Below are 24,794 nucleotides of genomic sequence, written 5' to 3'. Positions count from 1 at the left end.
CCATGCCTCGTTTGAGAGAAAAGCTCAATTTATTCAATCATTAAAAGTGTAAGAAAATGACGACGAAGGGAAAGGAAAGTGAGAAAAGAGATGTCATGTTCAAAGACCAGCTTGTCACAGCATCCGACCTTGATAATTTCAAGGCAGACATGCTTGACGCAATCCGGAAGATGATTATAAGTGACCAGGGACTTCCTGCTAAGAAATGGATAAAATCCAGTGAAGTCAGAAAAATGCTGGATATCTCGCCTGGTAAGTTGCATATGCTGCGGGCGAGCCGAAAGCTAGCCTTCATGCGGCTTGGCGGAGTTATCTACTATGACCGGGAAGACATCATCAAGATGTTTGAAAGTAACAAGACACCGGCTGCTAAAAATTCAATTAACAGATGAAGTTAGCTTTAAATGGCTTGGGTGCGCAGGTGCCGCCAAGCCGAAAACAAGTGCAGATCTATTTTATCCAGGCTGGTCACTGTGAGAACACTGCTCGGCACTTCTACCAGCACTACTCAGAAAAAAGCTGGCTCAATCCAGAAGCCAAATTAATCGCGGACTGGAAACGATGCGCATGGCAGTGGATATGGAACAGGTAAAAGACCATATCGGTATTCAGTAAATTTACAATCATTATATTGGTAATTACCCAGAGTTTTAGTTTAAACCCACCGCTGATTTTTTGACAGCAGTGGGTTTCTTTTTAAGCAACGGCTTTCAGTTTGCCTGATTTGGTAAAGAGCTTCCCTTTCGCCTTGGCCATATTTTCGCTGATCCGGTTTTTACGGACACGCGCATACCGCTGTGTCGTCCGAATATTACGGTGCCCCAACATTTTACCCACGTCTTCCAGTGGCACACCGCTATTCAGCATCATGTCTGCAAACGTGTGACGGGCCAAATGCGTGTTGAGCTCCCTGCGGATTCCGCAGATCACCGCCAGTTCTTTCAGATATACATTGTAACGGTAGTTGCTGTTTACCGGGATCAACCGGTTATTGATTTTGCAGTACGAGTGGTTTTTGTACTTGTCGATCAGCTCTTGAACGATCGGAAGAATCGGCACCATTTCCGTTACATCCGTTTTGCCCCGGTCCTTGATCAGCCACTTCTCACCTGCCCTACCCACCCGGATAATATTGTCCGGGCTCAGATTATACATATCCTGATAGGCAAAGCCTGTAAAACATTGAAAGATGAAGGCATCCCTTACCTCAGCAATACGGTCGATCGAAAGTTCTTTCTGATAAATCGCCTCCACTTCCAGCAGCTCCAACGGCTGCACTTCCTTGTTTCCACCCGAGCAGATAAATCCTTCCAGTGGATTACTGGCAATCACTTTTTTCTTCACACCAATCTTGACGATCTGCCGTGTCCATTTAACCTGCTTCTTTGCGGTTACCTCCGAAAGCGGTTGCTGTTTGTGCAAGGTGAGATAATCATAGAATTCGTCTGCAAACAAGTGATCAATCTCAGAAAAGTCCAGATCACGGCGGTGGTAACGGTAGGCGATGAAGGCCTCTACCTTTTTTCGGGTTGAGCGCCAGTGCCTGAGCGTCCCGCTGGAACGTAGCCCCTTCTCCGCCTTCTTCTCAAAGGTGGCGATAAATTCATCAAAAGCATTCAGCAGTGTGCTGCCCGGTTGAGGGGTTTGCCCTAAGGTCTTCTTTTCTTGCATGGCAGGCACGCCCAGGTAAACATTTTTTAGCATCGCTGGTGTAACCCGGTCAAACTGGGCTTGCAGCATCATAAAGTGCCTTTGAAGGTCTGTCTGCGCTTGCATGATCTTCTGGTTGATCATTTTCGCTTCGAGTCCGCTGCTCCTAACCTGTTTGGCTTCTCCATCCCAGAAATCTGGATGGATTTTCTGGCCCAACGAAATGTCCGTGTCAAGTCCATCAATCGTAATGCGCAGATAGATCGGCGCTTTGCCGTCTTTGGATGCTTTTCCCCGGTAGAGCCACAGCAGCAGGGATAGATTTTGTTTGAATTTCATCTTCAACACATTTTAAGGTTAGAAATAAATGTTCCGGGAGAACCTTAAATCAAATCGCCTCAATCAAACATTCATTCGGTCACCTAATTTACCAAATCAAAACGGTGACCGAATAGGTGACCGAATGGTTTGATTTATCTTGATTCAGAATAACCTGCTTTTTTGTTAAATGTGCTGAAAATCAATGCATTTTAAACAAGAAAGGCACACTTTCGTGTGCCTTTTGTGATCCCGCTGGGATTCGAACCCAGGACCCATACATTAAAAGTGTATTGCTCTACCAGCTGAGCTACGGAATCATATCGGCTGTTTAATGTCGACAATTCCGTTTGATTGCCTTAAAAATAGTTTAACCTAACTGCCAGAGGCTTTCTATCCTGTTATCCCTAAGGATATATTTTCAAACTAAAATTTACTTTTCAGTGGCTATTTTTCGGACTAACAACCTTTTAGAATGACCAATTTTTGTTTCGCCGTGTTACCGTGTCCCTCAATTGTGATGCAAAATTATAAAATTAGATTTACGTTCCAAATTTATTGTGATACTAATTTTAAACTTTATTTTCTATCAGTTACTAACTTTCTATTTACGAGAAGATTGAGTCAACAAAAAAATGAAAATATTTTTCAACAACATCTGCTCCTTCGTATAAAATCAAAGAAAGTGCCTTAATCCTTGGCTTTGGCAGTTATTATCTGGCTTGCTCAGGAGACTTTACCACAACAATAGTCAGGATCGTTGCACCCAATAAGGCAATCGACATTAAAATGTACGACGATTCGAATCCTCCGGTGCTTCCATTCAGATAACCGACCAGATAAGATCCTATAAAAGACCCGAGCGCTCCTATGCTGTTAATTAATCCAAGCGCCCCTCCCACCACATTCTTTGGCAAAATCTCGGTTATTACTGCAAAAAACGGTCCATATGGTGTATAAAGAGCGCCGCCTGCGATGACAAGCAAACCAAATGAAATCCAAAAATGTGTAGTTCCAAGCAAGTATGCTGCAAAAAATGCAATTGATGCAATCAAAAGAAAGGGCCAGATGAAAACTCTCCTGTTTAAACTCTTGTCAGAAAAATAAGATGCGGAAAGCATGCCTCCAATCGCCAGAATATAGGGTACCGCAGAAAGCCAGCCGGTTGTTACAATATCCATATCAGGAGCGGATTTTATGATCGAAGGCAGCCACATCACGAAACCGTACACACCCAAACTCCATAACAAATATTGAAAACACAACAGGATCACGGCAGGGGATTTAAAAGCCTCAGCATAATTTTTCACAGGTTTTATACCCACTTGCTCTGCCTGCAAAAGCTCCTCGACAGCTTCCTTTTCCTCCACTGCCAGCCAGTGTGCGTCGCTGGGTTTTTCATCGATCATTTTCCACCAAATAAACGCCCAGACTATGCCCGGAGCTCCTTGAATGATAAACATCCAACGCCAACCCATAGAGTCGATCAGGTACCCCGACAATACCGACATCCAAAGAACAGTCACCGGATTTCCCAAAATCAGGAATGTATTCGCCCTTGACCGCTCTTTTCTCGTAAACCACTGACTTAATAAAATCAGCATCGAAGGCATCACAGCGCTCTCTACAACACCAAGCATAAACCGGATCACGACCAGCGAGGTCACATTACTCACCATACCCGTAGCGGCCGCAAGCGCTCCCCACAGGATCAGAGATATAAAAATCAGCTTTTTAGCACTTTTATGAGACGCGTAGTGCGCTCCCGGAATCTGGAAAAAGAAATACCCCAGAAAAAACAGGGATCCCAGCAAAGACGAAGTACTTTTTGTAATATTAAGATCCTCTGCCATCCCCCCGGCCACGGCAAAACCAAAATTGGCCCGGTCGAGATAAGCCAGACTATACGTAATAAAAACAATCGGTATGATACGGTACCACCGGGCAGGAGCCAGCTGTTCTTTCATTGCATCTTTAAATTCAAACCAATACTATCTTCTTACAAAGACAGCGATGCGACTGTATTACCCCCTACCCAACCGAAATAACATGCTGGTTTTATCACAAATTGAGCGTTTCAAGGAAAAACCACATCTGTAATCCAACCATTACAGGTACTTCCTGTACAGATTAAACAATACAGACTTATCCCATTCCGTCAGCGCGGGTGTAATATCAGTTTGAATAAAATGCCGTTTGAATGCAACAACCGCCGCGTCGATATTGCGGACATCATAACCGATAATTCTTAAAGCGATCACAGGATCAAAAGTGACCGGAGGCGTTTCCAAAACTTCGTCATACCACAAACCAAACCCTTTTTCCGCCAGAACCTTCCATGGAAAATTGTTGGGATCCGGTTTTCTTGTCGGCGCAATATCGGCATGCCCGATAAAATTGGACGCCGGGATGTTGTACCTCTTTTTCAACGTCGCCAGGATCACACAGAGGCTTTGTATTTGCTGGTCAGAATAAGGTTCGTTGCCGTTATTGTCCAGTTCAATGCCAATCGATGAGGAATTGATATCCGAACTGTTGCCCCAGCGAGACTCTCCGGCATGTTGCGCCCTGAGATAATCATTCACCATCTGATAAACTTTGCCATCCCGGCCAACGACATAATGTGCACTCACCTGCGTCCTCGGCGTCGTAAACGTCATAAGTGTTTGCGCCACGGAATCCTGCGCCGTGTGATGCATGATAACAAAATTCGCACGGCGAATCCCGAAGTTCACAGTGCCTACCCAAAGCTGTGGCCCCTGTTGCAATGAATCTATACCCTGATGTATCGGAGGAGCGGCTTCGATAAGCTTTGCATAACCTTTTGCCAGATTCTTATAAACCTTATCGCTCTTCGCATATCTGGAAGTTTTGCAACCAACGGCAAACAATAAAACGAAAACCAGGGGAAATATTTTTGCCATGTTGACCAACATACACATATTAAAAGAATATAAGGTATTGAAATTAAGTTAAGTAGCTGCTGATAAGTAGTTATATGCGATTAACTCAATAACCGGATGATTAATAGCTTATTATAAAAATCAATAACATAAACTATTTTTCACTACTACTTACTTTGAATTACTTAAACTGCTTGCCATAGCGAGAATTCTATTGCAAACACACAAAGCAGTTGATACAAAAAAAGAATCCCGGAAGCCCGGAATTCTTATAAGTCTTACCCTCCTCTACACACAATTAAATGTGCATGGGAGCAAATTTATAATAAAGTTGTGTTTTTGCAAACAATTTCTTATTAAGAGTAGAAAAAACTCTGAACTAGGAATGATTTTGGCCCTTACATTAACATTTAAGCGTCTTTGAAAAGCGTGGATGATCTGAAATATCGTTTTGATTGGTAGGCGACTGGCCAAAATTCAAAAAAGTTATCGAGCTGATTTATCTTTTCACATAAGTCTCAACAATCTCCCGATCAATGTTCAGGCTGTCAATTTTTTCAACACCACGCTGGATGAGGGTATCCTTTTTCAAACGAAGTTTAAACTTGAAATCCTGGTTTTCCCAGCCTCTGTAATTGCAAAACTCCAGATGTTCGGCGTAATCTTCACCTTTTAAAGTATACGTTCCGGCACCTGATTCAAAAACAGCCGTGTCGCCAGTGCCTTTGTTGATATCATGTTTGAAAAAAGCAAAGCTTTCAGTGCTGAAAATTTTAAGCATCTTCTGGTCTTTGACCGGAAAAGTCACCGCTGTATCGCCTTGGGTAATAATTTTGGCGGATACCAGTTCCCAGGTACCCACAATCGACGGTGCGTTTGTTTCGGTAGTTGTTTTTTTATTCTCGTTACAGCCGGAAAATGTAATCAGAAGGCTCGCGGAAAGCAATTTTAAGTTCATCTGTAATGTAAATCAGGTTGGTTTAGGAAATTATTTATCTCTAAGCATTGCAAGGAATACAGGTCCGTAAGCATAGCTTATCGGCTTTTAAGTCAATACATTGTTTTTCTGACAACGGTAAAGATAAGTGAGTTGTTTCAAACAAAAAACAACAGTAATCCTTTCTTTCCCCATTCACACAATAGCCCTTTTAACAGAGCGAAAATGTATAATAGTATCTTTTATACTACAATTATTTTGCGATGACATTCCAAGGAAATGACCAGGTTTTCCGGTTACTTCGCATTAATAAATTCAACCATGGAAAAAACACGTTTGCCTGACCAACCGCTGAAAAAAATTGCACTGAGCTGTTCCGGCGGCGGCTATCGCGCGGCATCCTTTCATCTGGGTTCCATGTCATATCTCAACAGAATACAATTCCAGGGAAACCCGTTGCTCGAAAACGTAGAGATGCTTTCAACCGTTTCAGGCGGAACGATTACGGGTGTTGTATATGCTTTGATGAAAAAGGATAAACGGTCCTTCGGAGAAATATTCAATTTCCTGCTGGATAAACTCGAAACGCTGGACCTGGTAAAAACCGGTATTGAAAAATTAAATCCGGATCAGGACCTGAAAAATACCAGCAAAAGTAAAAACCTGATCAACGCTTTTGCCGAGGCGTACGACGCACATTTCACCAATGGAAAAGTGATGCAGGATCTGGCCGGCATGGGCTCCTCTCATGTAAAGGAAGTGATTTTTAACAGTACCGAATTTAAAAATGCGATCAATTTTCGATTCAAAAATCCTGATTCGACAGGATATGCGGGCAATTTTTGGACCAGAATTCCTAAGAAACAATTACAGGAGGTAAAACTATCCGACGTGATGGCAGCTTCCAGCTGTTTTCCCGCTGGCTTCGAACCCATGCTTTGGCCGGATGACTTTGTCCATGACAAGGGAGTTAACCTGCAAATACTGAGAAATAAAAATACTGCGCAAGGCATAGGGCCTATCGGTGTAATGGATGGTGGTATTTATGATAACCAGGGAATTGAAAGCATTCTCAACTATAAAAAAGACAACGATCTTCCCTACTTTGATCTGGTGATTATCTCGGACGTGGCCTCGCCTGCGATCAGGGAGTACAAACCGCTTGAAAAAAAAGATAAATTGGGATTCAGGCGCTTTACGCTAAAAAGACTTCGAGAGAAATTCTCCACCATCTGCAAAATGGTAAATTATATCCTGACAGGCTCCCTGCTTTTTTTGCTGTTACTTCCCTTTTTATGGAAATATGCAAATAATATCGGCACGGGCCTATGTCTTGGCTTATCCGTGATGGTACTGCTGGTTATGCTTTCAAAATTCCTGTTGTTGAAGCAAATTCGAAAAACGGAATCCTGGCTGACCGGAAAAATCACCGAGGTAATACCGCCGTTTTATCAGGAAAAAATAAAGGCTTTGAAAATAGAAGAATTGTCGGTGCACCGCCTTGAACCACTGCTGACAAACCGTCTGAGATCTTTGGGAACGCTGCTGCTGAATGTGTTTCTAAAAGTGGTCAGAAGCCTGAATTATAACAGATTGTATGAAGACAACCGGTATGAACACCGACGAATATCAACACTGATCAAAGATCTGACCCGTAAGAACTTTCGAAAAACAGCAACCGAAATTAAAAACAAACAATCGGTATCAGGCCCGGAAAATCCCGGTATTTTTTCGGGAAATTATGATAGTGCCATAGGGAAAGAAATAGAAAAAGTTGTTGATGAGGCGTCTGGTTTCGGTACAACTTTATGGTTTACCGAGCCACAAAAAGTTCGTAAGCTACTGGAAAAACTTGTAGCTACCGGTCAGTTGACGATGTGTTATAATATGCTCAGGTATCTGGAAAAACTGATTTTTACGCCTGAAAACGGTTTTGAAAATCTTGAAATGGGTGTACAAACTGATATTCGACAGTTATACGAAGACTGTAAGAAAGACTGGGAACACTTAAAAAAGGACCCGGTTTTCCTTTACCATGAAGACAGACAAAACGCACATTGACATTAGATCCGCGGAGATCATCTTTGTTCAGATTAATGCCCGCGGATACTTTTCAAAACGTCATTTTTGCCTGCGGTTTGATATTTTGATTCACCCGGAACAAATTGTCCGGATCATACTTCCCTTTGATATCAACCAGTCTATGGTAATTTTTACCATAGGTCGACTTAATACGATCTTCCCCTTCTTCCATCATAAAATTAACATACGAACCGCCTTCTGTATACGGATGAAGTTCGGTCCAGTAATCCCTTGAAAAGTTGATGATCCGATCTTTGTTATTCACATCCGGGTCAACACCGGCGATCACCATTGCCCAGGTAGCGTCCCGGTAATTCCAGGCGGTTTCATCTTTCCCAACCCTTGACGCTGCCCCATTGATCGGATAAAGGTGCATTCCCGAGAAGAAATTGGGAATTTTCCACGCATGTTTGATGTGGATATCAATAACCTCCTCGGTCAGCGTTTTCACGAAATCCCCTTTCCAATACCATTGATAACCCGGCAGAAAAAGTCCGTCGAACAATGTTTGTATCACGGGAACGGGCAAAGGCCCAACCAGATCAATCGCTGGCTTTTTATTTTGTCTGAACTCCTGAAAGAATGCTTCTGCTTTTTCCGGATCACCGGAATGACACCATACAATTCCGCACATCGTTTCCAAATGAAACTCCTCAGGAAACATGTTGGGGTCCGGCGGTATTTGATGGAACGCAAAAAAGCCGTTAATTTCGTCTGGCGCCTGTTTGATAAAAGTCTGATACCAAAGCATCAGTTCTTTGGCCTCACTCATATTCCAAAACATCGGGCCGCCATACACAGTGCTGATTGGATGCGTCCTGAACAAGAATGAAACAACGACTCCAAAATTGCCTCCACCACCGCGTATTGCCCAAAACAAATCTTCGTTCTCGGTAGCCGAAGCTTTCACCAACCGCCCGTCAGCCAGCACAATATTGGCTTCAAGCAGATTATCGATGGTCAGGCCACAACGACGCGTCAAATGACCAAGACCTCCGCCAAGCGTCAGCCCGCCTATTCCCGTGGTTGAGTTAATGCCGCTTGGAACGGCTAATCCGAAAGCGTGTGTAGCCGTATCCAGGTCGCCAAGCGTGCATCCGCCTTCGACAAGGACCGTATTTTTTTCGGGATGTACCGTGACATTTCTCATCAGCGACATATCAATCACCATCCCGCCATCGCACATACCCAGGCCGGCACCGTTATGCCCTCCCCCTTTGACCGCCAGCAGCAGTTTGTGTTTTCGTGCGTAGTTAACCGCCATGGCAACGTCCTCAGCATCCTGGCACTGCACAATCAGATCAGGATATTTGTCGATCATGCCGTTGTGAACTTTCCGGGCAGTCTCATACTCAGGTTTCTGAGCAGTAATAATTTTACCCCCAAAACGGGGATAGGTCTGGGCAAAGCTGTTTGTTTCCATAAATATGCAGAGTCTCTGGGATAAGTGATAGACACAACAAATCGTATAAAGTATTTTTTGCCCGATAAAACATCGGCAACATGTATTGCTGGGTGAAGGTTAGTGCGTTTTCTCTTTTCGGTAGTTCAAAGGTGATGCCCCAAATTTCTCTTTAAATACCCTGCTAAAATGAGAACTGTTCTCAAATCCGCTTTCGGACATAATCTGGCCAATATTTTTTCCGGTGGTATCAAGCATCAGCTGGGCAAAATCCAGTCTTCTGTCCATAAGCCATTTCGCAGGCGTCGTGTAAAACAGCCTTCTAAACTCCCGCTTAAACGTGGCAAGACTGCGATTCGCGATCCTGGCATACTCCGTCAGCGACAGATTGTACATATAATTTGCTTCCATCACTTCAAAAAGCGAAGTCTTATGCTGCTCCGCAAGTTTCTTCAGATAGGAAACCAGTTGTTGGTTTTTACGATTGCCAAATATCGAAAAAATCAGCTGACGAAACTGTTGTTCAAGGACATCCTCTGCGGGTATCGGTTTGCCGGAAAAAGCCGAAAACATCAGTTCCTGACCCCCCCCTGAAATTTCATTGATATCCAGCTGAATAACCTGGTCGATGGCATGTCCGCCCATCGTTTGCACCTTGCCGCACCTTAAATAGTCGCCAATAAGCTCCCGGAGATATGCGTCAGGAATATAAATATTCATGGAACGCCAACCTTCATGCAGATAAAGCGCCTGATTGTAGGCACCCTTTTTAAAAAAGTAACAGTTACCCGCTGTCAGCAACCAGGACTTGCCCGGACAATGGATTATTTTTTCTCCATTGACAATGAAAGCAATAATATTATAGTGTGTGAAAATATCAACGCGTTTCACCGCCTGCAGACCATCATCATATACAAAAGTTATCCCTTTGCAGCTGAATTGCTTACAGGTCTCAGGTTTATATTTCAGAAATTCATATCCATTCATCATAGCCTTAAATATTAGATCAGGTAATGAATATAAGTCTGAGAAGTTCCGCTATGCTGTCGGCTGTCAATATTCCATAAACTTCTGTTTTTCAGAATCTTTAAATCAAAAATAAACCTTTTATTTAACTAACTCTTTGCTGTGAGGATCAAAAAAATTGACGCTGAGGGGCAAGTTTTCAAACGGCTCAGTTTATTTATTAAACGTGCGATAAAACCGGTTGTAATAGCCTTGGACTTATTTGCTTTGAAATTGTAGTCAGCAACATTGATCTTCATCAAATCGTGTAACGCGTACTTTTAACGTTTTCCTTCAAACGAAAATTGGAAGTTGCATTAAAAGCAATACCGGGGGGACAAAAGTTTGCCTGTAAATATTCTTTCCTTGCGTGTAGCCTCCGGATCTCGTTAACCGTAGCGCAGTCCGGAGACTACGCCCAACAGCATTTATCATTTCAATCACTCCACGAAATTCCAGCGCCGCCCTTTACCCTGGCGCAACAATATCCCGGGTCAAATTTGAATAAGGATTGAAGAAAATCAATTCTTTTTTGTCATTCATTGAATTTTCTATTATTATTGATACTTAGTTAATCAATTTAATGATACTATAAATATCAATACTGATTGTCAACAAATTACACACAGTAAAAAAACTGTTAATTTTGAAAAAATCGACATTATGATCCTATGGAAGACATCAAACTGATCCCTGACAAAATAAATGTTATTGTCCGTTTGTGCTGCTATAATACCGCAAGCAAAGTGGAAACACCGGATGTAATTCGTTTTGAGCTCCACACCATGTGTGACGTGCCCATTTTGACTTTTATATTTCAAAAACCGGGCGAAGTTGTCGTTGTCCCGGTTAACTTCCGAACGGTTGCCACCTGGCCGAAAGCTAAAAAGCTGACGGTCAAATTACAACAGTTTGATTTGAGAAAAGACGTGCTTTTGTCTGAAAAAACGATTGTTCTGAGTGAGGAGGATACGCACACCATTCAGCAGGCACGGTGGGAACAGCAGAAAATGCGCAAACGACAGATCGACGCCATTGCCGACTTTATCTATTCTGATTATATCGGCTTTGCCGGATTGTCGGAGGTATTTTGAAAAAATCTTTACACAAATCCTCCCGCCCCGGCGCGAAAAAACGTTAACTAAAAGTCCTCAATTACGAAGATGCATTATGCCATTGTCGATATAGAAACTACCGGAGGATATGCTTCCGGCAGCGGGATAACCGAAATCGCCATTTTGATTCATGACGGCACCTCGGTTATTGACCGGTACGAAACGCTCATTAATCCGGGTCGGCCAATTCCTTGGTCTATCCAGGCCCTGACCGGCATTGATGACGAAATGGTTGCCGATAGTCCGGCATTTGAGGAAGTTGCCGACAAGATTTATCAAATGCTTTCAGACCGTATTTTTATCGCGCACAATGTCAACTTCGACTACTCTTTTGTAAAATATCACTTGCAGGCAGCAGGTTATGAATTAAATGCACCAAAACTCTGTACCGTTCGGCTGAGCAGGAAAATCAAACCGGGATTGGCTTCATACAGTCTTGGCAAATTATGTGATGCACTCGGCATCCTTATTGAAAACCGACACAGGGCGGGCGGCGACGCCGACGCCACGGCTATTCTTTTTTCAAAACTCCTGGCATGGGATACTTCCGGGCATATTGCCTCCATGCTCAAAAAAACCTCGAAGGAACAGCAGCTCCCGCCAAACCTGCCCAAAGAAGATTTTACCAATCTGCCCTCCTGTCCCGGCGTTTATTATTTTCAGGATATGGCTGGTAAAGAAATTTACGTTGGCAAGGCATTAAATATTAAGAAAAGAGTTGCGTCACACTTTTCCGGTCACAATCCGAATCCCCAGCGTCAGCATTTTCTCAGAAGTATTTACGCCATACGTTACGAAAACTGCGGTACCGAACTGATGGCACTGCTGCTGGAAGCGGCAGAAATTAAACGGCTTTGGCCTTTGTATAACCGCGCCATGAAAAGTCCGGAGCCAAAATTTGCGCTGTACAGTTATGAAGATTTTCACGGATACAGGCGCCTGGCTATTGGAAAACATGGAAAATACCATGATTGCATCCATGTTTTCAACCGCGAATCGGATGGAATCAGAATGCTCCGCAAACTCGTGATCGACTTTGGTCTTTCTGCCGAGCGATGTTCCTATGGCCGTTACCCGCTGTTCAGCAGCGAGTCAGAAGATATACAGAAGTTATCAACCAAAATCCAGCTCCTGAATCCCGAAGATTACAATGCACTGGTAGAAAATGCGTTGACAAAATTTACCGAAAACCTGCCCAGCTTCATCATCGTGGATACCGGCAGAAACGCCGACGAAAACAGCTGCATCTGGGTTGAAAAAGGCCAATTATCAAGGATCGGTTATGTCAGCAATCATGCGGATCTGACCAGGCTGACCGATATAAAAGAAGTACTACAACCCTGCGTCTCGAACCATTACATGAACCAACTGATTTTCAGTTACGCGGAAAAATACCCGCTAAAAGTAAAGCGACTCATGCAGGAAATGACTACTTTTCAGGAGATACCTTAATAAGGCTAGTCAGGTTCCAGCCCAAAAAACGTTGAATGCTAATCCACCTCACATGATCACAGCCATATCGCTTATCAATAGTATTATTTTCATTACACTTGCTGTCGTCCATATTTACTGGGCTTTTGGCGGCACCTGGGCAGCGTTTGCGATTATTCCGACCGACAGCAATGGCCGGCGCAGATTTCGTCCGGCATTTATAACGATCTTCTCTGTTGCGGGAATACTTGTGCTATTTGCCTGGATTGATCTGGCTTCTGCCGGCTTCGTCAGCGAACCCTTTCCTGACCAAATCCTGACCAATGCCACTGCTGCAATCGGCCTCCTCTTTTTACTGCGCGCCATCGGCGATTTTAAATACGTGGGATTTGCCAAACGTTATCGAAAAACGATTTTCGCCAAAAGGGACACACTGATTTTCACACCCTTATGTTTAATTATCTCCTTGCTTCACCTCGCGCTGTTCTTCGTTTATCTTTAAATAACAGCGCTGTCAGATGCACACCTCACAATCGGCGCAAGGCAAATAAGCCGCGCATCCGGAAATAAGCCGTTATATTTGAAGATAATTTTATTTTTAATATGACCTCATTTTCCAAAGTTATAACCCACGACACCTCGTTTCACGCGGATGACGTAATTGCAGTTGCCCTTCTCCGCCATGCCGGATACGATTTTGAACTGATACGCACCAGAAATCCCCAAATACTTGCCGATGCCGTTGCTGACTCCAGTACACTCATTCTGGATGTTGGCGGAAGTTATGATCCGGCAAAACTGAATTTTGATCACCATCAGGATATGGAGCTCAGCTCAGCAGCCGGGCTGGTTTATGAGCATTTCAAAGATGAGATCTGTCCTGCGGAAGCACAGGTTTTCTTCAGCCGGTTTATCGCTTCCATTGATGCGATGGATACAAACCGGGATAATATTTTTGATCTGTGGGCTACCTTACCAAAAGGCTTCAGAAATACGTCCGGACTGATAGGCGGCTTTAACCGCGAAGTGACCGATGCAGATTTACAATACAGCCAGTTTGAAAAAGCTGCTGCATTTGCGTTGGAAATTATCCGTAATGAGATTTACAAATCGGTAAAAAAGGCGAAATCGGAAGCGGAGTATAACGACCGGATGATTCTTGACAATAACGTGGCGGTGTTCGAGCAATTTTCCACAGTCTGGAAAGAAAAGAAAGAGCATACTTTTGCCATTTTACCCCATGCAAACGGATGGCGAATACAGACCGTGGATACCAACATCGCCAAAGTCCCCGAAAACATTGCGGATCTCGACGGATTTGTTTTCCGGCATGCTTCCGGCTTTATGGCCGTCGTAAAAGACAAGTCCGTTGTCGTTGATTTTGCACAGACCCTTTAAGTTAAAAACAATTAAATACATAAGCTGCTGGCAATTAGCCATATGCGAATAGCTCAGTAACCGAATGATTAATAGCTCACTATGAAAATCAATCCTATAAACTAATTTTTCACTACTACTTACAACAACACCTTGCGGGCAATCTACCGCAAGGTACCTTTTGTTAAATTAACGCATTAACCTACCTTCAAAAGTGATTCAAGCCTAGCGGCAATTGCCTGCAATAATCCGGCGTCTAACCGCGCTTCCCGTACCTCTTCAAGACTTACCAGCGCGCGATAGTTACGTTCCTCATCAGGCTCAAAAAAGACCTTGATCCCTTCGACATCCATTTCAATTTTATGAAGATAACCTGAAACGATCAGCCTTCCTTCAAATTCCAACTCCTCGCCCAGGTATTCTACATCGATAAAAAACGATTCATCCATTTCTTTAAACTGAAATTCTTATACATTATTTGGCAAGATAACCAGAAGCAGGAGAGCAGAACTAAAAAATATCACGGTGCTGCTCGGGATTCATATTGTTCCCTGCCTAAATCCCTACTGCGGATCTCATCATGAAGCGCAGCATTTTGTAAAAATAATTCACTCGAAAAATCCCCGAAAGCATTTAACCTTTATTGTTCAACCAGGACCTTGCCGGTTCTGTATCCCGGGTAAAGATGTGGATAGTTTTGTTTGATCAAATGCTGTAACAGCGCCCGCGCACGCACATAATGCGAGCGGACCGTGGCCTCGTTAATCCCCAGAAGCTCACCAACCTCTCTGTGGTTATATCCGTCAACCACATACAACAGGAATACATTTTTGTAAACCGGTTTGATGTGCTGAATCAGTTGCAGAATCTCTTCCGCCGTGATCTGACTTACAATATCCTCTTCGAAACCAAGATAGGGTGCATCTTCCAGCGCAATTTTTTCTTCCGAATGTTTCCTGTTTTTACGAAAATTACTGATTGCGGTATTCACCATGATTGTCCGCAGCCAGACTTTAAACGGATACCTGTTGTCGTAACCTTCCAGATTCCTGAATACCTTCAGAAAACCTTCATTCAGCACCTCTTCCGACTCCTCTTTTGAAGTAGTATAACGGAGACAAATACTTTTTGCGTATCCGAAAAACTTCTTGTACAAATAACGCTGCGCCTGGTTGTTTCCCGCAATGCACGCCCTCACGACGGCATCAAAGTCGTTTTCATCAAATGCTGTATTATTTCCGAATGGCAAAATCATGCTAACAATCTTTAGATATCTTCATTTTATAACCGGGCTAGCGGAGAAACACCGAATTGATTTTTCCGCCGGCTGCTTACAGGTCAAAACTCAAAACAAAGTGAGGAATAACCGATTACAAAAGAAAACCGCACCGATACAAAGGCAGAAAGTCGGGATGAAGAGCCAAAATTTCTCTATAAAACGCCCATAACTTCCAATAAAAACAACATCGCCCGGCATTGGCGGTTGACCGTTAAAGTTTGGGCCTGTAACCCGATATATTTCCGGTACGTCGAAAGTCTTTTGATGTTAGCGCAACTTCATTTATCCTTGCAGCCTAATTGAATCAGATGAAAAAGGAAAAATCAAAAAGGTGGGTCATTGTTGCCGTGCATTTTCTGGCCTGGGCGCTGCTCGGTTTCGTGCTGATGTTCTATCAACCGCTGTCCTGGGGCGTCAAACTTCCATTTTCTTTTTGGGCAAAACAAACCCTTAACATTGGCATTTTGGCTGGATTATTTTATGCCAATATGCTCTACATGGTGCCTTCTTTTCTGTTAAAAAACAAAGTCCCGGCTTTTATTCTCTGGATTCTGTGCTCGGTCATTGCACTGCTGCTGATAAGCAAATTTGTTGATTTGCAGCTCCATGTCCGCGAGCAAATGGATGCGGTAATGCGACGCCCCCGCCCCAGACATAAAGGGGTGATCGATGGATTGCTGCTCATGACCTCCCTGCTTGTGCTCGGCGTAAGCACAAGTCTGGCGGTGATACACCGGTGGCAAAAAGATGCTCAAATTAGGGAATCGGTTGAAAAACAAAATATTACGTCAGAACTGGCATTGTTAAAAGCACAGATTAACCCGCACTTCTTTTTTAATACACTCAACAACATTTACGCTTTAACCTATACCGATGTGCCCGTTTCCAGGGACGCTATCCTGAAACTTTCACGCATGATGCGGTACCTGCTATACGAAACCCAGCAGGATACAGCCTTGCTGAGCCAGGAAATATCGTTCGTTAAGGATTACATCGAGCTGATGAAACTTCGGGTGCAAAGCAGTACGACGATTATTTTCGATGAAGTCAAAACCGATCAGGATTATGCGATGGTGCCGATGCTCTTGCTGCCATTCATAGAAAATGCCTTTAAACATGGCATCAGTGTCATGCAAAAAGCAACGATCCGTATCGATCTTCAGGTTCAGGAAGGTTTGCTGACACTCAGCGTGCTCAACAATATTTTCCGTGACAAAGATGCGTTAAACATGGAGAGTGGCGGGATCGGTCTGGTCAATACACAACGGAGGCTGGACCTGCTCTACCCGGAAAAACATACGTTAATTATCGAAGAAAACTCAGATCAAAACACGTATCTGGTTACCTTACGTGTCAATTTGCTATAAAATTTAATCCCATGATAAAATTAAACTGCATCACCGTTGACGACGAGCCGCTTGCATTGGGCCTTGTGAGCGCATTTGTTGAACAAACGCCCTTTCTTCATCTGGCGGGACGGTTCGGAAACGCGGTACAGGCATTACAAGCCATTCACAGCGAGACGATACATTTGGTTTTTCTGGATATACAAATGCCTGATCTGAATGGCATGGAGCTTGCCCGCGTCCTGAATCATGGTGCTGCTGCTTCCCAAACCAAGATTATTTTCACAACGGCTTACAATCAGTTTGCCGTGGAAGGTTACAAGGTTGATGCTATGGGTTACCTCTTAAAGCCTTTCGGTTATGAAGAGTTCCTGAGTGCGGCTCTGAAAGCAAAGAATTATTTTGAGCTTATTCAGGAAAACAACACGCCGTCGGAACCGGTGGAAACCACAGAAAATTATCTGTTTGTCAAAGCCGATTATAAACTGGTCAGGATAGACTTCGACTCGATTTTATACATTGAGTCTTTGAAAGATTATGTCAAAATCCATCTTGCAGGTGATGGAAAACCAGTCATGTCCCTAAGCAGTCTGAAAGCGATTGAAGAAAAACTCCCATCCGGAAAATTCTTACGCATACACCGCTCGTTTATCGTGGCCGTTAATAAAATTGATTCGATCAGCAAGAATGCGGTACATATCGGGAATCTGGATATTTCCGTTGGGGACCTTTACAGAGACGCATTTAAAGAGCTTCTTTCGCGATGGAGCTAGCGATTGCCTGCATTAATCCGATACAATCCGCGCTGACTCCCTCACTCTTCGTCTTTTCACTTTGGCTATTTTCCTACCGGCCTTCCCATTAATCAGTCTCATCACCACTTTCCTCTACTTTTTCCGTCGTTGGTCGATATTATTTTCCGGAGTTAAATCTTTTATCTTCATTTACATAAAATAATATTTTTACCGTTTAAAATGCAAACCAATGGATCCTTACGAAAAAACGGTTCACCTGCCCTTTTCGAAACGCAGTATTTCGCTGAAATATGCATTGGTCCATACCGCTTACTGGATATTTATCACCGGATTTTTTATTTATGAAAAACGATACCTGATCTACAAAGCCAGCATGCCTTATTTTGTAATTTGTGTCACGGCGCGCATTTTGCTCCTGATCTTGGTGGCTTATCTCAACCTGAATTATTTCCTACCCAAATACCTGCTTAAAAAGCGATATTATCAATATTTCACAGCCGTTATTTTATCCATTTTGGGCTATCTTTTCGTGCAGTGCCTCTTCGATTTTTATCTTTACGGTTATGTCATCGGCCCCATGCGGAACAGCAATTGGATAGAAACCTTGTCATATAATTTTTTCAGCACGTTGTGGTATCTGGGACTTATGCTGGCCCTGAAACTGAGTATCGACTGGTACGCACAGCAACGGATCCTGCAAAAAATAACCGTTGAAAAATTACAGGCGGAAGTCAATTTCCTGCGTTCTCAGGTGAACCCGCATTTCCTTTTCAACGTGCTCAACAATCTTTATGCATTGACGCTAAAAAAATCGGATCTTGCACCCGAAGTCGTTCTGAAATTATCAGAAATGATGGAATACATGCTCTACGATAGCGATGGTTCAAAAGTGTTGCTGCAAAAGGAAATCGGTTATCTGAACACTTACATCGCGCTTGAAAAAATACGTTTTAGCGATCATTCTGACATTATTTTAAATGTTTCTGGCGATATAAACGGACAGGAAATAGCACCGTTGCTATTGCTCCCATTGATTGAAAATGCCATGAAACACGGTGTGAGCCAGCAAACGACACGCGGTTGGCTGCATGGCAAACTTCACGTCACCAAATCGTCGGTCCGGCTTACTGTTGAAAATAGTAAACCAGGTACCCGGGCTGGCCATAGCAAAGGCGGGATCGGGCTGGATAATCTCCGTCAGCGCCTCGAACTGTTATATCCCGCAAAACATACGTTAGCAATTGAAGACAAAGGCAATTCCTTTTCGGCTGATCTTCAAATTGAGCTGTAAGGATTTCAACTAAACAAACCTCAAACTTTATTAGCCATGAAAAATCTTCCGTTTCCGAAGTTTCTGCGACCCGCATTTTTCATTTGTATGGGGCTGTGTTTCACCAATATGGCCTCCTCCCCCGCTCCTGAGGTATTCGTCGGGTCAAGTCCCTGCGACCCGGTTATGCGGCCCTGGATGTCCATCCCGTTAAACACGGATTGTGAGTTTATAAAATGGAAACTTTTACTGTTCAAAAATCCTGAAAATGATCAGCAGCAAAGATTTAACCTGACCTATACCTATGGTGTATCGAAACCGGGGACCCAAGGTTTCCTGAACGGAGGCAGCAATGCCGAAATGACAGGCAACTGGCGCGTCCTGAACAATTGCGTAAACCTGCCTGGAAAGGCCGTGATTCAGCTAAAAGATCAGAAAATTAAAACACCGCTGACATTTCTTAAACTCAATAACAGCCTCCTGCATTTAACGGATCAGGAAGGGCATCTGATGATCGGCAACGCCGGGTGGAGTTATACGCTGAATAAAATGAAGAATGATTGAATTTATCTCAAAGAAATTGGTATGAAAAAGATACTTGTCATTTTTCTAATCGCTTTATGCGTGTCCGTAGGTAATGTTTCGGGACAAAAATTAGTTACGCGAAATTCTCCTTCCAAAACTACCATGCGATCCCCCATCGCAGAGGGACCCGATGTTTGGGGCGTATTTCACGGCCGCGTTCCATGTCAGGCCATGGCGACTGCGATGGGACTTGATGTTCCTTCTGATTGTGAAAAACTGAAATGGGGTTTTACTTTTTATCAGGATCCGAAAAACCATCAGCCGACGACTTATACCTGGGAAGGCTCCCTTTATCGCGAAAACGTACGCAAAGGTAAATGGATCATCGTAAAAGGAACGAAAGACTTTCCGGATGCAACCGTCATTCAGCTTGATCCCGACAAGCCGCAGGAATCGTTTTTCCTGCTGAAAGGTGATGACAACGTCTTGTTCATTTTGGATCGGAACAAAAATCTGATGGTCGGAGGAAGTTATTTGAGTTACACATTCAATCGCGTCGTAAATTAGTTGGATATCTATTGGGTGCCGACGCTCCGTCGGACGGCTTTTTTCGGCCGTCCGACGGATAAAAAATAAATACAATGAACAAAGAACCCCTCAGGTTAAAATGTATCATCATCGACGACGAGCCGCTTGCCAGAGAAGTACTCGAAGGGCATTTGCAAAAACTGGGTCACATTGTGTCCGTCGTACAATTTGGCAACGCCCATGATGCCCTGCAATACCTCGAAAACCATGAAACGGATATTATCTTTCTGGATATCGAAATGCCGGAAATGACCGGGATTGAATTTTTAAAGGCGCTCCCCCATCCGCCAATAACCATTTTCACAACGGCCTATCGCGACTATGCTTTCGAAGGATTTGAGCTTGGCGTAATCGATTTTTTACTCAAACCGATATCATTCGTAAGATTCGCGCAGGCAGTGGAAAAAAGCCGCGAATTTCTGATTTTGAAAGATCAGAATACCAATATTGAAAATGTCTTTCCCGAAGAAATACAGAGCTCCGTTTTTGTGAAAAGCGGCGTTCAGCGCATCAAATTGCAGTTTGAGGACGTAACACATATTCAGGGATTAAAAGATTATGCGATCATTTACACCTATTCCGGTAAAATCGTTATCAAAGGTTCCATCAAGGCAATGCTTGACATTTTTCCAAACAAAATCTTCATTCGGATTCACAAATCATTTATTGTTTCCATCCCAAAAATTTCCCGCATCGACAGAAACAGAATTATCATTAACGGCCAGCAGCTTCCGATCGGTCGGAACTTTCGGGAAGAGCTGGAAAAAATATTATCCTGATTGGCTAAAACAACATTCGGCTTGATAACAGGCCAATAATTGAGCATCCGAAATCCAATTTCAGAAGTCTCCCCGATCTATCATTTTTCCTACATCAAAAATAATTTTACAAATAGTTACATAGTCGTACAACCATTTTGTACAACAAAGACTCTTTGTGGTTACATGGGACTGTCAGATCGATCCGGCACCCCCGTCAAACCCTTGCCACCAAGCTTTTACTATGCGCAAAACACTATGTCAGTTACTTTGTTTCCTTTTTGTTTCGTATCAATCCTTCGCTCAGGAACAGATTACCATCAGCGGATTTGTCAGAGAAACCGGCAGTCGGGAATTGCTGCCCGGTGTAAACATCTACATTGACCATACAACGATCGGAACGGTTACCAACAACTATGGTTTCTACTCCCTAACCGTCCCCAAGGCCGATTCCATGCTCATTTCCTATTCATTTGTCGGCTATGAAAGGCAGAACTTTAAAATCAGCGCCCGGTCGGACAAACAGTTCAATATCGAATTATCTTCCTCAAATCAACTGGAAGAAGTCGTCGTATCCGGCCGGCGCCAAGAGGAAAAAGTGAGTGAGTCAGCACAAATGAGTAAAATTGAAGTGCCCATTTCGCAGATCAAAAAGATTCCGGCTTTCTTTGGTGAAAAGGATGTGATCCGCGTTCTTCAGCTTATGCCGGGCGTGCAAAAAGGGACGGAAGGGCAAACGGGGCTCTATGTCCGCGGCGGCGGTCCTGACCAAAACCTGATCATTCTGGATGACGCGGTTGTCTACAACGCCAGCCATTTGTTTGGTTTCTTTTCGGTTTTCAACGGCGATGCCCTAAAAAGTGTTGAGCTTACTAAAGGTGGTTTTCCCGCACGTTATGGCGGCCGGCTTTCCTCCGTTGTTGAAATGAACATGAAAGAAGGCAGTAAAGAAAAACTGCATGGCGAAGGTGGAATCGGCCTGATTTCATCCCGACTGACGCTTGAAGGCCCATTGGCAAAAAAGAAATCATCCTTTCTAGTTTCAGCCCGGCGTACTTATATCGACGTTTTGGCCGCACCGTTAATTGCCCAGCAACAGGTCGGTTCCAATACCAAGGCGAAACCTGGCTATTATTTTTACGATTTGAATGCGAAGATCAATTATGATTTCGGGCCAAAAAATAAACTTTATCTCAGCGGCTATTTTGGTCAGGACCGGTTTAAGATCCGCGAAAAAAGTCCCCGCAGCCAAAACGAATCCGGGTTAAACTGGGGTAATGCAACGGCTACATTACGCTGGAATCACCTGATCAACCAAAAGCTTTTTGTCAATACTTCATTCATTTACAGCCATTTCAATTTTGGTATTTTTTCTAATGACAAGGATTTTGAAAACGGGAAGGTTGCTGATGAGTTCAGTCTCAAATACAATAGCCTGATCCGAGATTTCAGCCTGAAAACTGATTTTGACTTCTACCCCAATACCAAACATTCGATAAAATTTGGCGTTCAGGCTACTTCCCACCGCTTTGTCCCGTCGGCGCTTGCACTGGCCGGTGATTTTACCGAAAACGATATCGATTTACAGGCAAAACCGATCAATAATTTTGAGGCCGGAATTTATGCAGAAGATACCTGGCAGCCTTTTCAGCCACTAAAAATGAATATTGGATTCAGATTAAGTTCTTTCCAGACACCCGATAAAACTTACTTCCGCCCGGAACCCAGGTTTTCGGCGGCGCTGAAACTGGCCAAAGATTTTTCCATGAAAGCCTCTTATGCCAAAATGAACCAATATGTGCATTTGCTCAGCAACACCGGCCTGGGGTTGCCTACCGACCTGTGGGTACCGACGACAAACCGTGTAGCGCCTCAGCAGTCCAGTCAGGTAGCATTTGGCTTTGCAAAAGATCTCGAAAAACCCGGGCTGGCATTGACGCTGGAAGGTTATTATAAAAAAATGAACAACATCATCAGTTATAAGGAGGGCTCTTCCTTTATTAAGCTGGATGGGGAAAATGCCAATGAAATCAACTGGGAAGATAATGTCACGGCGGGAAAGGGCTGGTCATATGGCGCCGAGTTTATGGTTCAAAAGAAAACGGGTAAGTTTTCCGGCTGGATTGGTTATACCTTGTCATGGACAAAATGGAAATTTCCAGAATTGAATTTTGGCGAAACTTTTTTCCCCAGATATGACCGCCGGAATGATATCTCGGTCGTGGGTATTTATGAATTAAGCAAGCGCATCACACTGTCCGCCACCTGGGTTTACGGAACCGGAAATGCAATCACTTTGCCCGTGTCCAAGTACACCGCTTTCAAAAACAGATTTTTACCGGAGTTATCCGGCCCGCCGTCGTCTTACTGGGGAGGCCAGACAACGGAATATGATAAGAAAAATTCTTTCCGCGCGGAAGCTTATCACCGGATGGATTTCGCCATTCAGTTTCACAAAAAGAAAAAGCGGCACGAAAGAACCTGGGAGTTTGGCCTATACAACGCTTACAACCGGAAGAACCCGTTTTTTTATGAAATCAATACAAAAGAGGACAAGAAGAATCCGGGAGCGAGCGTCAATGTACTCACCCGGTATTCACTCTTTCCCGTGCTCCCATCGTTCAGTTATAATTTCAAATTCTGATATCTGCTAAAAGTCAATCATAAAACAGATGAAAACATACAAGTATCTCTTTCTTCTCATCTTTCCCGTTTTATTGTGGAGTTGCGAAAGCATGGTGAACGACCTTGGGCCGGACAAATTACCCAAAGTAGCATCAAAGCTGGTCGTTGAATGTTACATTTCACCGCAGTCGGAAGAGATCAGAGTTCTGGTGACAGAATCTCAGCCGTTGTTGGGACCGGCCAGCTATCAACCTACTTTCATCAAAAATGCAACGGTTAGCATATCCGGTGAAAACGGTGAGGTAAAAATTCCGTATGTCGACTCTACGACCTGTTATATTATCGATAAAAGTCAGTTCAAAATCGAAGCCGGAAAAACATACACGCTCCGTGTGCATGATGAAAAACGAAGTGTGCAGGCCAGTTGTACGGTTCCGTTAAAAGCGCCGACCATTAAAAGTTATAAGATTGATTCCGTACCCGAAGTGTATGCTCCGGAAACATTCCTTGCCAGGGTAAAAATCTCCTGGGATGATATCAAAGGAGAAAAAAACTTCTATACCATGCGCGGCTACTCAATCATCGTCGGAACATACCCAGGTTACAACCCTAAGAACCCGGGTAACTCCCGTCCAATCCGCGGGACTTTTAAAAGAGTGATCGAGACCGACCTTGGCAATTATCTGGTCAATGACATTAATCTGGATGGTATCAGTTTCGAAGCACCGTTGTTTTATGTACGTCTTTTCAGTCACAATACCTTTGAATACATAGATGACAACGGTGAGAAGCAAATTGCGAAATCCGATCCGATATTCTCAGAAGTATATGTGGAGATTCTTAATCTGGATGAAAACTATTACAAATTTTACCGGTCTCAGAAAGACGCAAGGGACAACGATAACCCTTTTGTTGAACCTACGCTCGTATTTACGAATATAGAAGGCGGCCTCGGATGTTTCGGCTCCTACAACGTCGGCAGTCTGAGTATAAAACCATAACGAAGCGATATAGACTTTTACAATTTTTGATAATACGAAATGACCAGTCAAAATCATTTGACTGGTCATTTCGTATTATCAAATCAGCCCCAATTTGTAACTGAAACAACACCTAATTCGCATCCCTCGACGAATCAAAGTATCTTAAGTCACCCTTTTTTCATAGGTCCTGAAAAATATTTCAAGGGGGAGTTAAAGTTTTTTTAAGGAAAATAATACCGCAAAGAATAAGGCGGCAATTGGGAAAATGCGGCCAAAATGGCCAAAAACCTACTTAATCGATCAAAATAGATTACTATTTCTATTTTATAGAACTAGATACATTCAATATGTAGATTTATTTCAAAAAAATAATAGAATTAATTGTTGTTAAATAAAATTAATTGTAGTTATTTTACTACATCTTGCAAGGTGTGGGGCAGCTGAA

The 24,794-nt window shown here is 43.4% G+C and carries 22 protein-coding genes and 1 tRNA gene; 14 read left to right on the top strand and 9 right to left on the bottom strand.

Features of this window, described 5'->3' with window-relative positions; translation table 11 throughout:
• Positions 1-56 precede the first annotated feature (56 nt).
• Entirely contained in the window at positions 57-392 is a 336-nt protein-coding gene (locus tag RB622_RS22260; RefSeq protein WP_308048885.1) for a helix-turn-helix domain-containing protein, read from the top strand.
• Between the two features lie 304 nt (positions 393-696).
• On the opposite strand, the gene RB622_RS22255 is transcribed toward RB622_RS22260, so the two are convergent.
• The 5 genes from RB622_RS22255 to RB622_RS22235 all read right to left on the bottom strand — a co-directional run bounded on the left by RB622_RS22255 (position 697) and on the right by RB622_RS22235 (position 5,829).
• Positions 697-1,989 (bottom strand): site-specific integrase, encoded by a 1,293-nt coding sequence (locus RB622_RS22255; protein WP_308048884.1) that lies wholly within the window; start codon positions 1,987-1,989, stop codon positions 697-699.
• A gap of 226 nt (positions 1,990-2,215) precedes the next feature.
• Positions 2,216-2,288 (bottom strand) — tRNA-Lys (locus tag RB622_RS22250).
• 393 nt (positions 2,289-2,681) lie between these two features.
• Positions 2,682-3,935, bottom strand: a complete 1,254-nt coding sequence (locus tag RB622_RS22245) for an MFS transporter (RefSeq protein ID WP_308048883.1) — start codon at positions 3,933-3,935, stop codon at positions 2,682-2,684.
• A gap of 141 nt (positions 3,936-4,076) precedes the next feature.
• On the bottom strand, positions 4,077-4,892 hold the full coding sequence (locus RB622_RS22240; RefSeq protein ID WP_308048882.1) for an N-acetylmuramoyl-L-alanine amidase: 816 nt from the start codon (positions 4,890-4,892) through the stop codon (positions 4,077-4,079).
• Positions 4,893-5,370: 478 nt separating this feature from the next.
• Positions 5,371-5,829, bottom strand: coding sequence for a hypothetical protein (locus tag RB622_RS22235; RefSeq protein ID WP_308048881.1), 459 nt, complete (start codon positions 5,827-5,829; stop codon positions 5,371-5,373).
• A 300-nt stretch (positions 5,830-6,129) separates the two neighbouring features.
• Between RB622_RS22235 and RB622_RS22230 the strand changes: the two genes are divergently transcribed.
• Positions 6,130-7,869, top strand: coding sequence for a patatin-like phospholipase family protein (locus RB622_RS22230; RefSeq protein ID WP_308048880.1), 1,740 nt, complete (start codon positions 6,130-6,132; stop codon positions 7,867-7,869).
• Between the two features lie 52 nt (positions 7,870-7,921).
• Here RB622_RS22230 and RB622_RS22225 read toward each other — a convergent pair whose 3' ends face one another.
• Complete coding sequence (locus RB622_RS22225) at positions 7,922-9,313, bottom strand: FAD-dependent oxidoreductase (protein ID WP_308048879.1); 1,392 nt, start codon at positions 9,311-9,313, stop codon at positions 7,922-7,924.
• Between the two features lie 99 nt (positions 9,314-9,412).
• Positions 9,413-10,282, bottom strand: coding sequence for an AraC family transcriptional regulator (locus RB622_RS22220; RefSeq protein WP_308048878.1), 870 nt, complete (start codon positions 10,280-10,282; stop codon positions 9,413-9,415).
• Between the two features lie 686 nt (positions 10,283-10,968).
• Between RB622_RS22220 and RB622_RS22215 the strand changes: the two genes are divergently transcribed.
• From RB622_RS22215 to RB622_RS22200, 4 genes are all read left to right on the top strand, one after another.
• Entirely contained in the window at positions 10,969-11,391 is a 423-nt protein-coding gene (locus RB622_RS22215) for a hypothetical protein (protein WP_308048877.1), read from the top strand.
• Between the two features lie 69 nt (positions 11,392-11,460).
• Positions 11,461-12,864, top strand: a complete 1,404-nt coding sequence (locus tag RB622_RS22210; RefSeq protein WP_308048876.1) for an exonuclease domain-containing protein — start codon at positions 11,461-11,463, stop codon at positions 12,862-12,864.
• A 52-nt stretch (positions 12,865-12,916) separates the two neighbouring features.
• Positions 12,917-13,345, top strand: coding sequence for a DUF3995 domain-containing protein (locus RB622_RS22205; RefSeq protein ID WP_308048875.1), 429 nt, complete (start codon positions 12,917-12,919; stop codon positions 13,343-13,345).
• A gap of 101 nt (positions 13,346-13,446) precedes the next feature.
• Complete coding sequence (locus tag RB622_RS22200; protein WP_308048874.1) at positions 13,447-14,241, top strand: MYG1 family protein; 795 nt, start codon at positions 13,447-13,449, stop codon at positions 14,239-14,241.
• Between the two features lie 176 nt (positions 14,242-14,417).
• Here the strand turns inward: RB622_RS22200 and RB622_RS22195 are convergent, their stop codons facing one another.
• Positions 14,418-14,669, bottom strand: coding sequence for a hypothetical protein (locus tag RB622_RS22195; protein WP_308048873.1), 252 nt, complete (start codon positions 14,667-14,669; stop codon positions 14,418-14,420).
• Positions 14,670-14,860: 191 nt separating this feature from the next.
• Complete coding sequence (locus tag RB622_RS22190) at positions 14,861-15,475, bottom strand: sigma-70 family RNA polymerase sigma factor (RefSeq protein WP_308048872.1); 615 nt, start codon at positions 15,473-15,475, stop codon at positions 14,861-14,863.
• A 332-nt stretch (positions 15,476-15,807) separates the two neighbouring features.
• Between RB622_RS22190 and RB622_RS22185 the strand changes: the two genes are divergently transcribed.
• The 8 genes from RB622_RS22185 to RB622_RS22150 all read left to right on the top strand — a co-directional run bounded on the left by RB622_RS22185 (position 15,808) and on the right by RB622_RS22150 (position 24,367).
• Positions 15,808-16,866: a histidine kinase gene (locus RB622_RS22185; RefSeq protein WP_308048871.1), complete on the top strand. Its 1,059-nt coding sequence runs from the start codon at positions 15,808-15,810 to the stop codon at positions 16,864-16,866.
• A gap of 14 nt (positions 16,867-16,880) precedes the next feature.
• Positions 16,881-17,618 carry a LytTR family DNA-binding domain-containing protein gene (locus RB622_RS22180; RefSeq protein WP_308048887.1) on the top strand — a complete coding sequence of 246 codons (738 nt, stop codon included), beginning with the start codon at positions 16,881-16,883 and terminating at the stop codon, positions 17,616-17,618.
• A gap of 211 nt (positions 17,619-17,829) precedes the next feature.
• Positions 17,830-18,891, top strand: coding sequence for a histidine kinase (locus RB622_RS22175; protein ID WP_308048870.1), 1,062 nt, complete (start codon positions 17,830-17,832; stop codon positions 18,889-18,891).
• 36 nt (positions 18,892-18,927) lie between these two features.
• A complete protein-coding gene (locus tag RB622_RS22170) occupies positions 18,928-19,434 on the top strand; it encodes a hypothetical protein (RefSeq protein WP_308048869.1) in 507 nt (168 codons plus the stop codon).
• Between the two features lie 21 nt (positions 19,435-19,455).
• Positions 19,456-19,962, top strand: a complete 507-nt coding sequence (locus RB622_RS22165; protein ID WP_308048868.1) for a copper resistance protein NlpE N-terminal domain-containing protein — start codon at positions 19,456-19,458, stop codon at positions 19,960-19,962.
• A 74-nt stretch (positions 19,963-20,036) separates the two neighbouring features.
• Positions 20,037-20,762, top strand: coding sequence for a LytTR family DNA-binding domain-containing protein (locus tag RB622_RS22160; RefSeq protein ID WP_308048867.1), 726 nt, complete (start codon positions 20,037-20,039; stop codon positions 20,760-20,762).
• Positions 20,763-20,985: 223 nt separating this feature from the next.
• Entirely contained in the window at positions 20,986-23,385 is a 2,400-nt protein-coding gene (locus RB622_RS22155) for a TonB-dependent receptor (RefSeq protein WP_308048866.1), read from the top strand.
• A 28-nt stretch (positions 23,386-23,413) separates the two neighbouring features.
• Positions 23,414-24,367, top strand: coding sequence for a DUF4249 domain-containing protein (locus tag RB622_RS22150; protein ID WP_308048865.1), 954 nt, complete (start codon positions 23,414-23,416; stop codon positions 24,365-24,367).
• Positions 24,368-24,794 lie beyond the last annotated feature (427 nt).

Source organism: Dyadobacter sp. LHD-138 (genome assembly GCF_030929615.1).
In the GTDB taxonomy this organism is placed as follows: Bacteria; Bacteroidota; Bacteroidia; order Cytophagales; family Spirosomataceae; genus Dyadobacter.
This window is presented reverse-complemented; position numbering and strand designations above follow the sequence as displayed.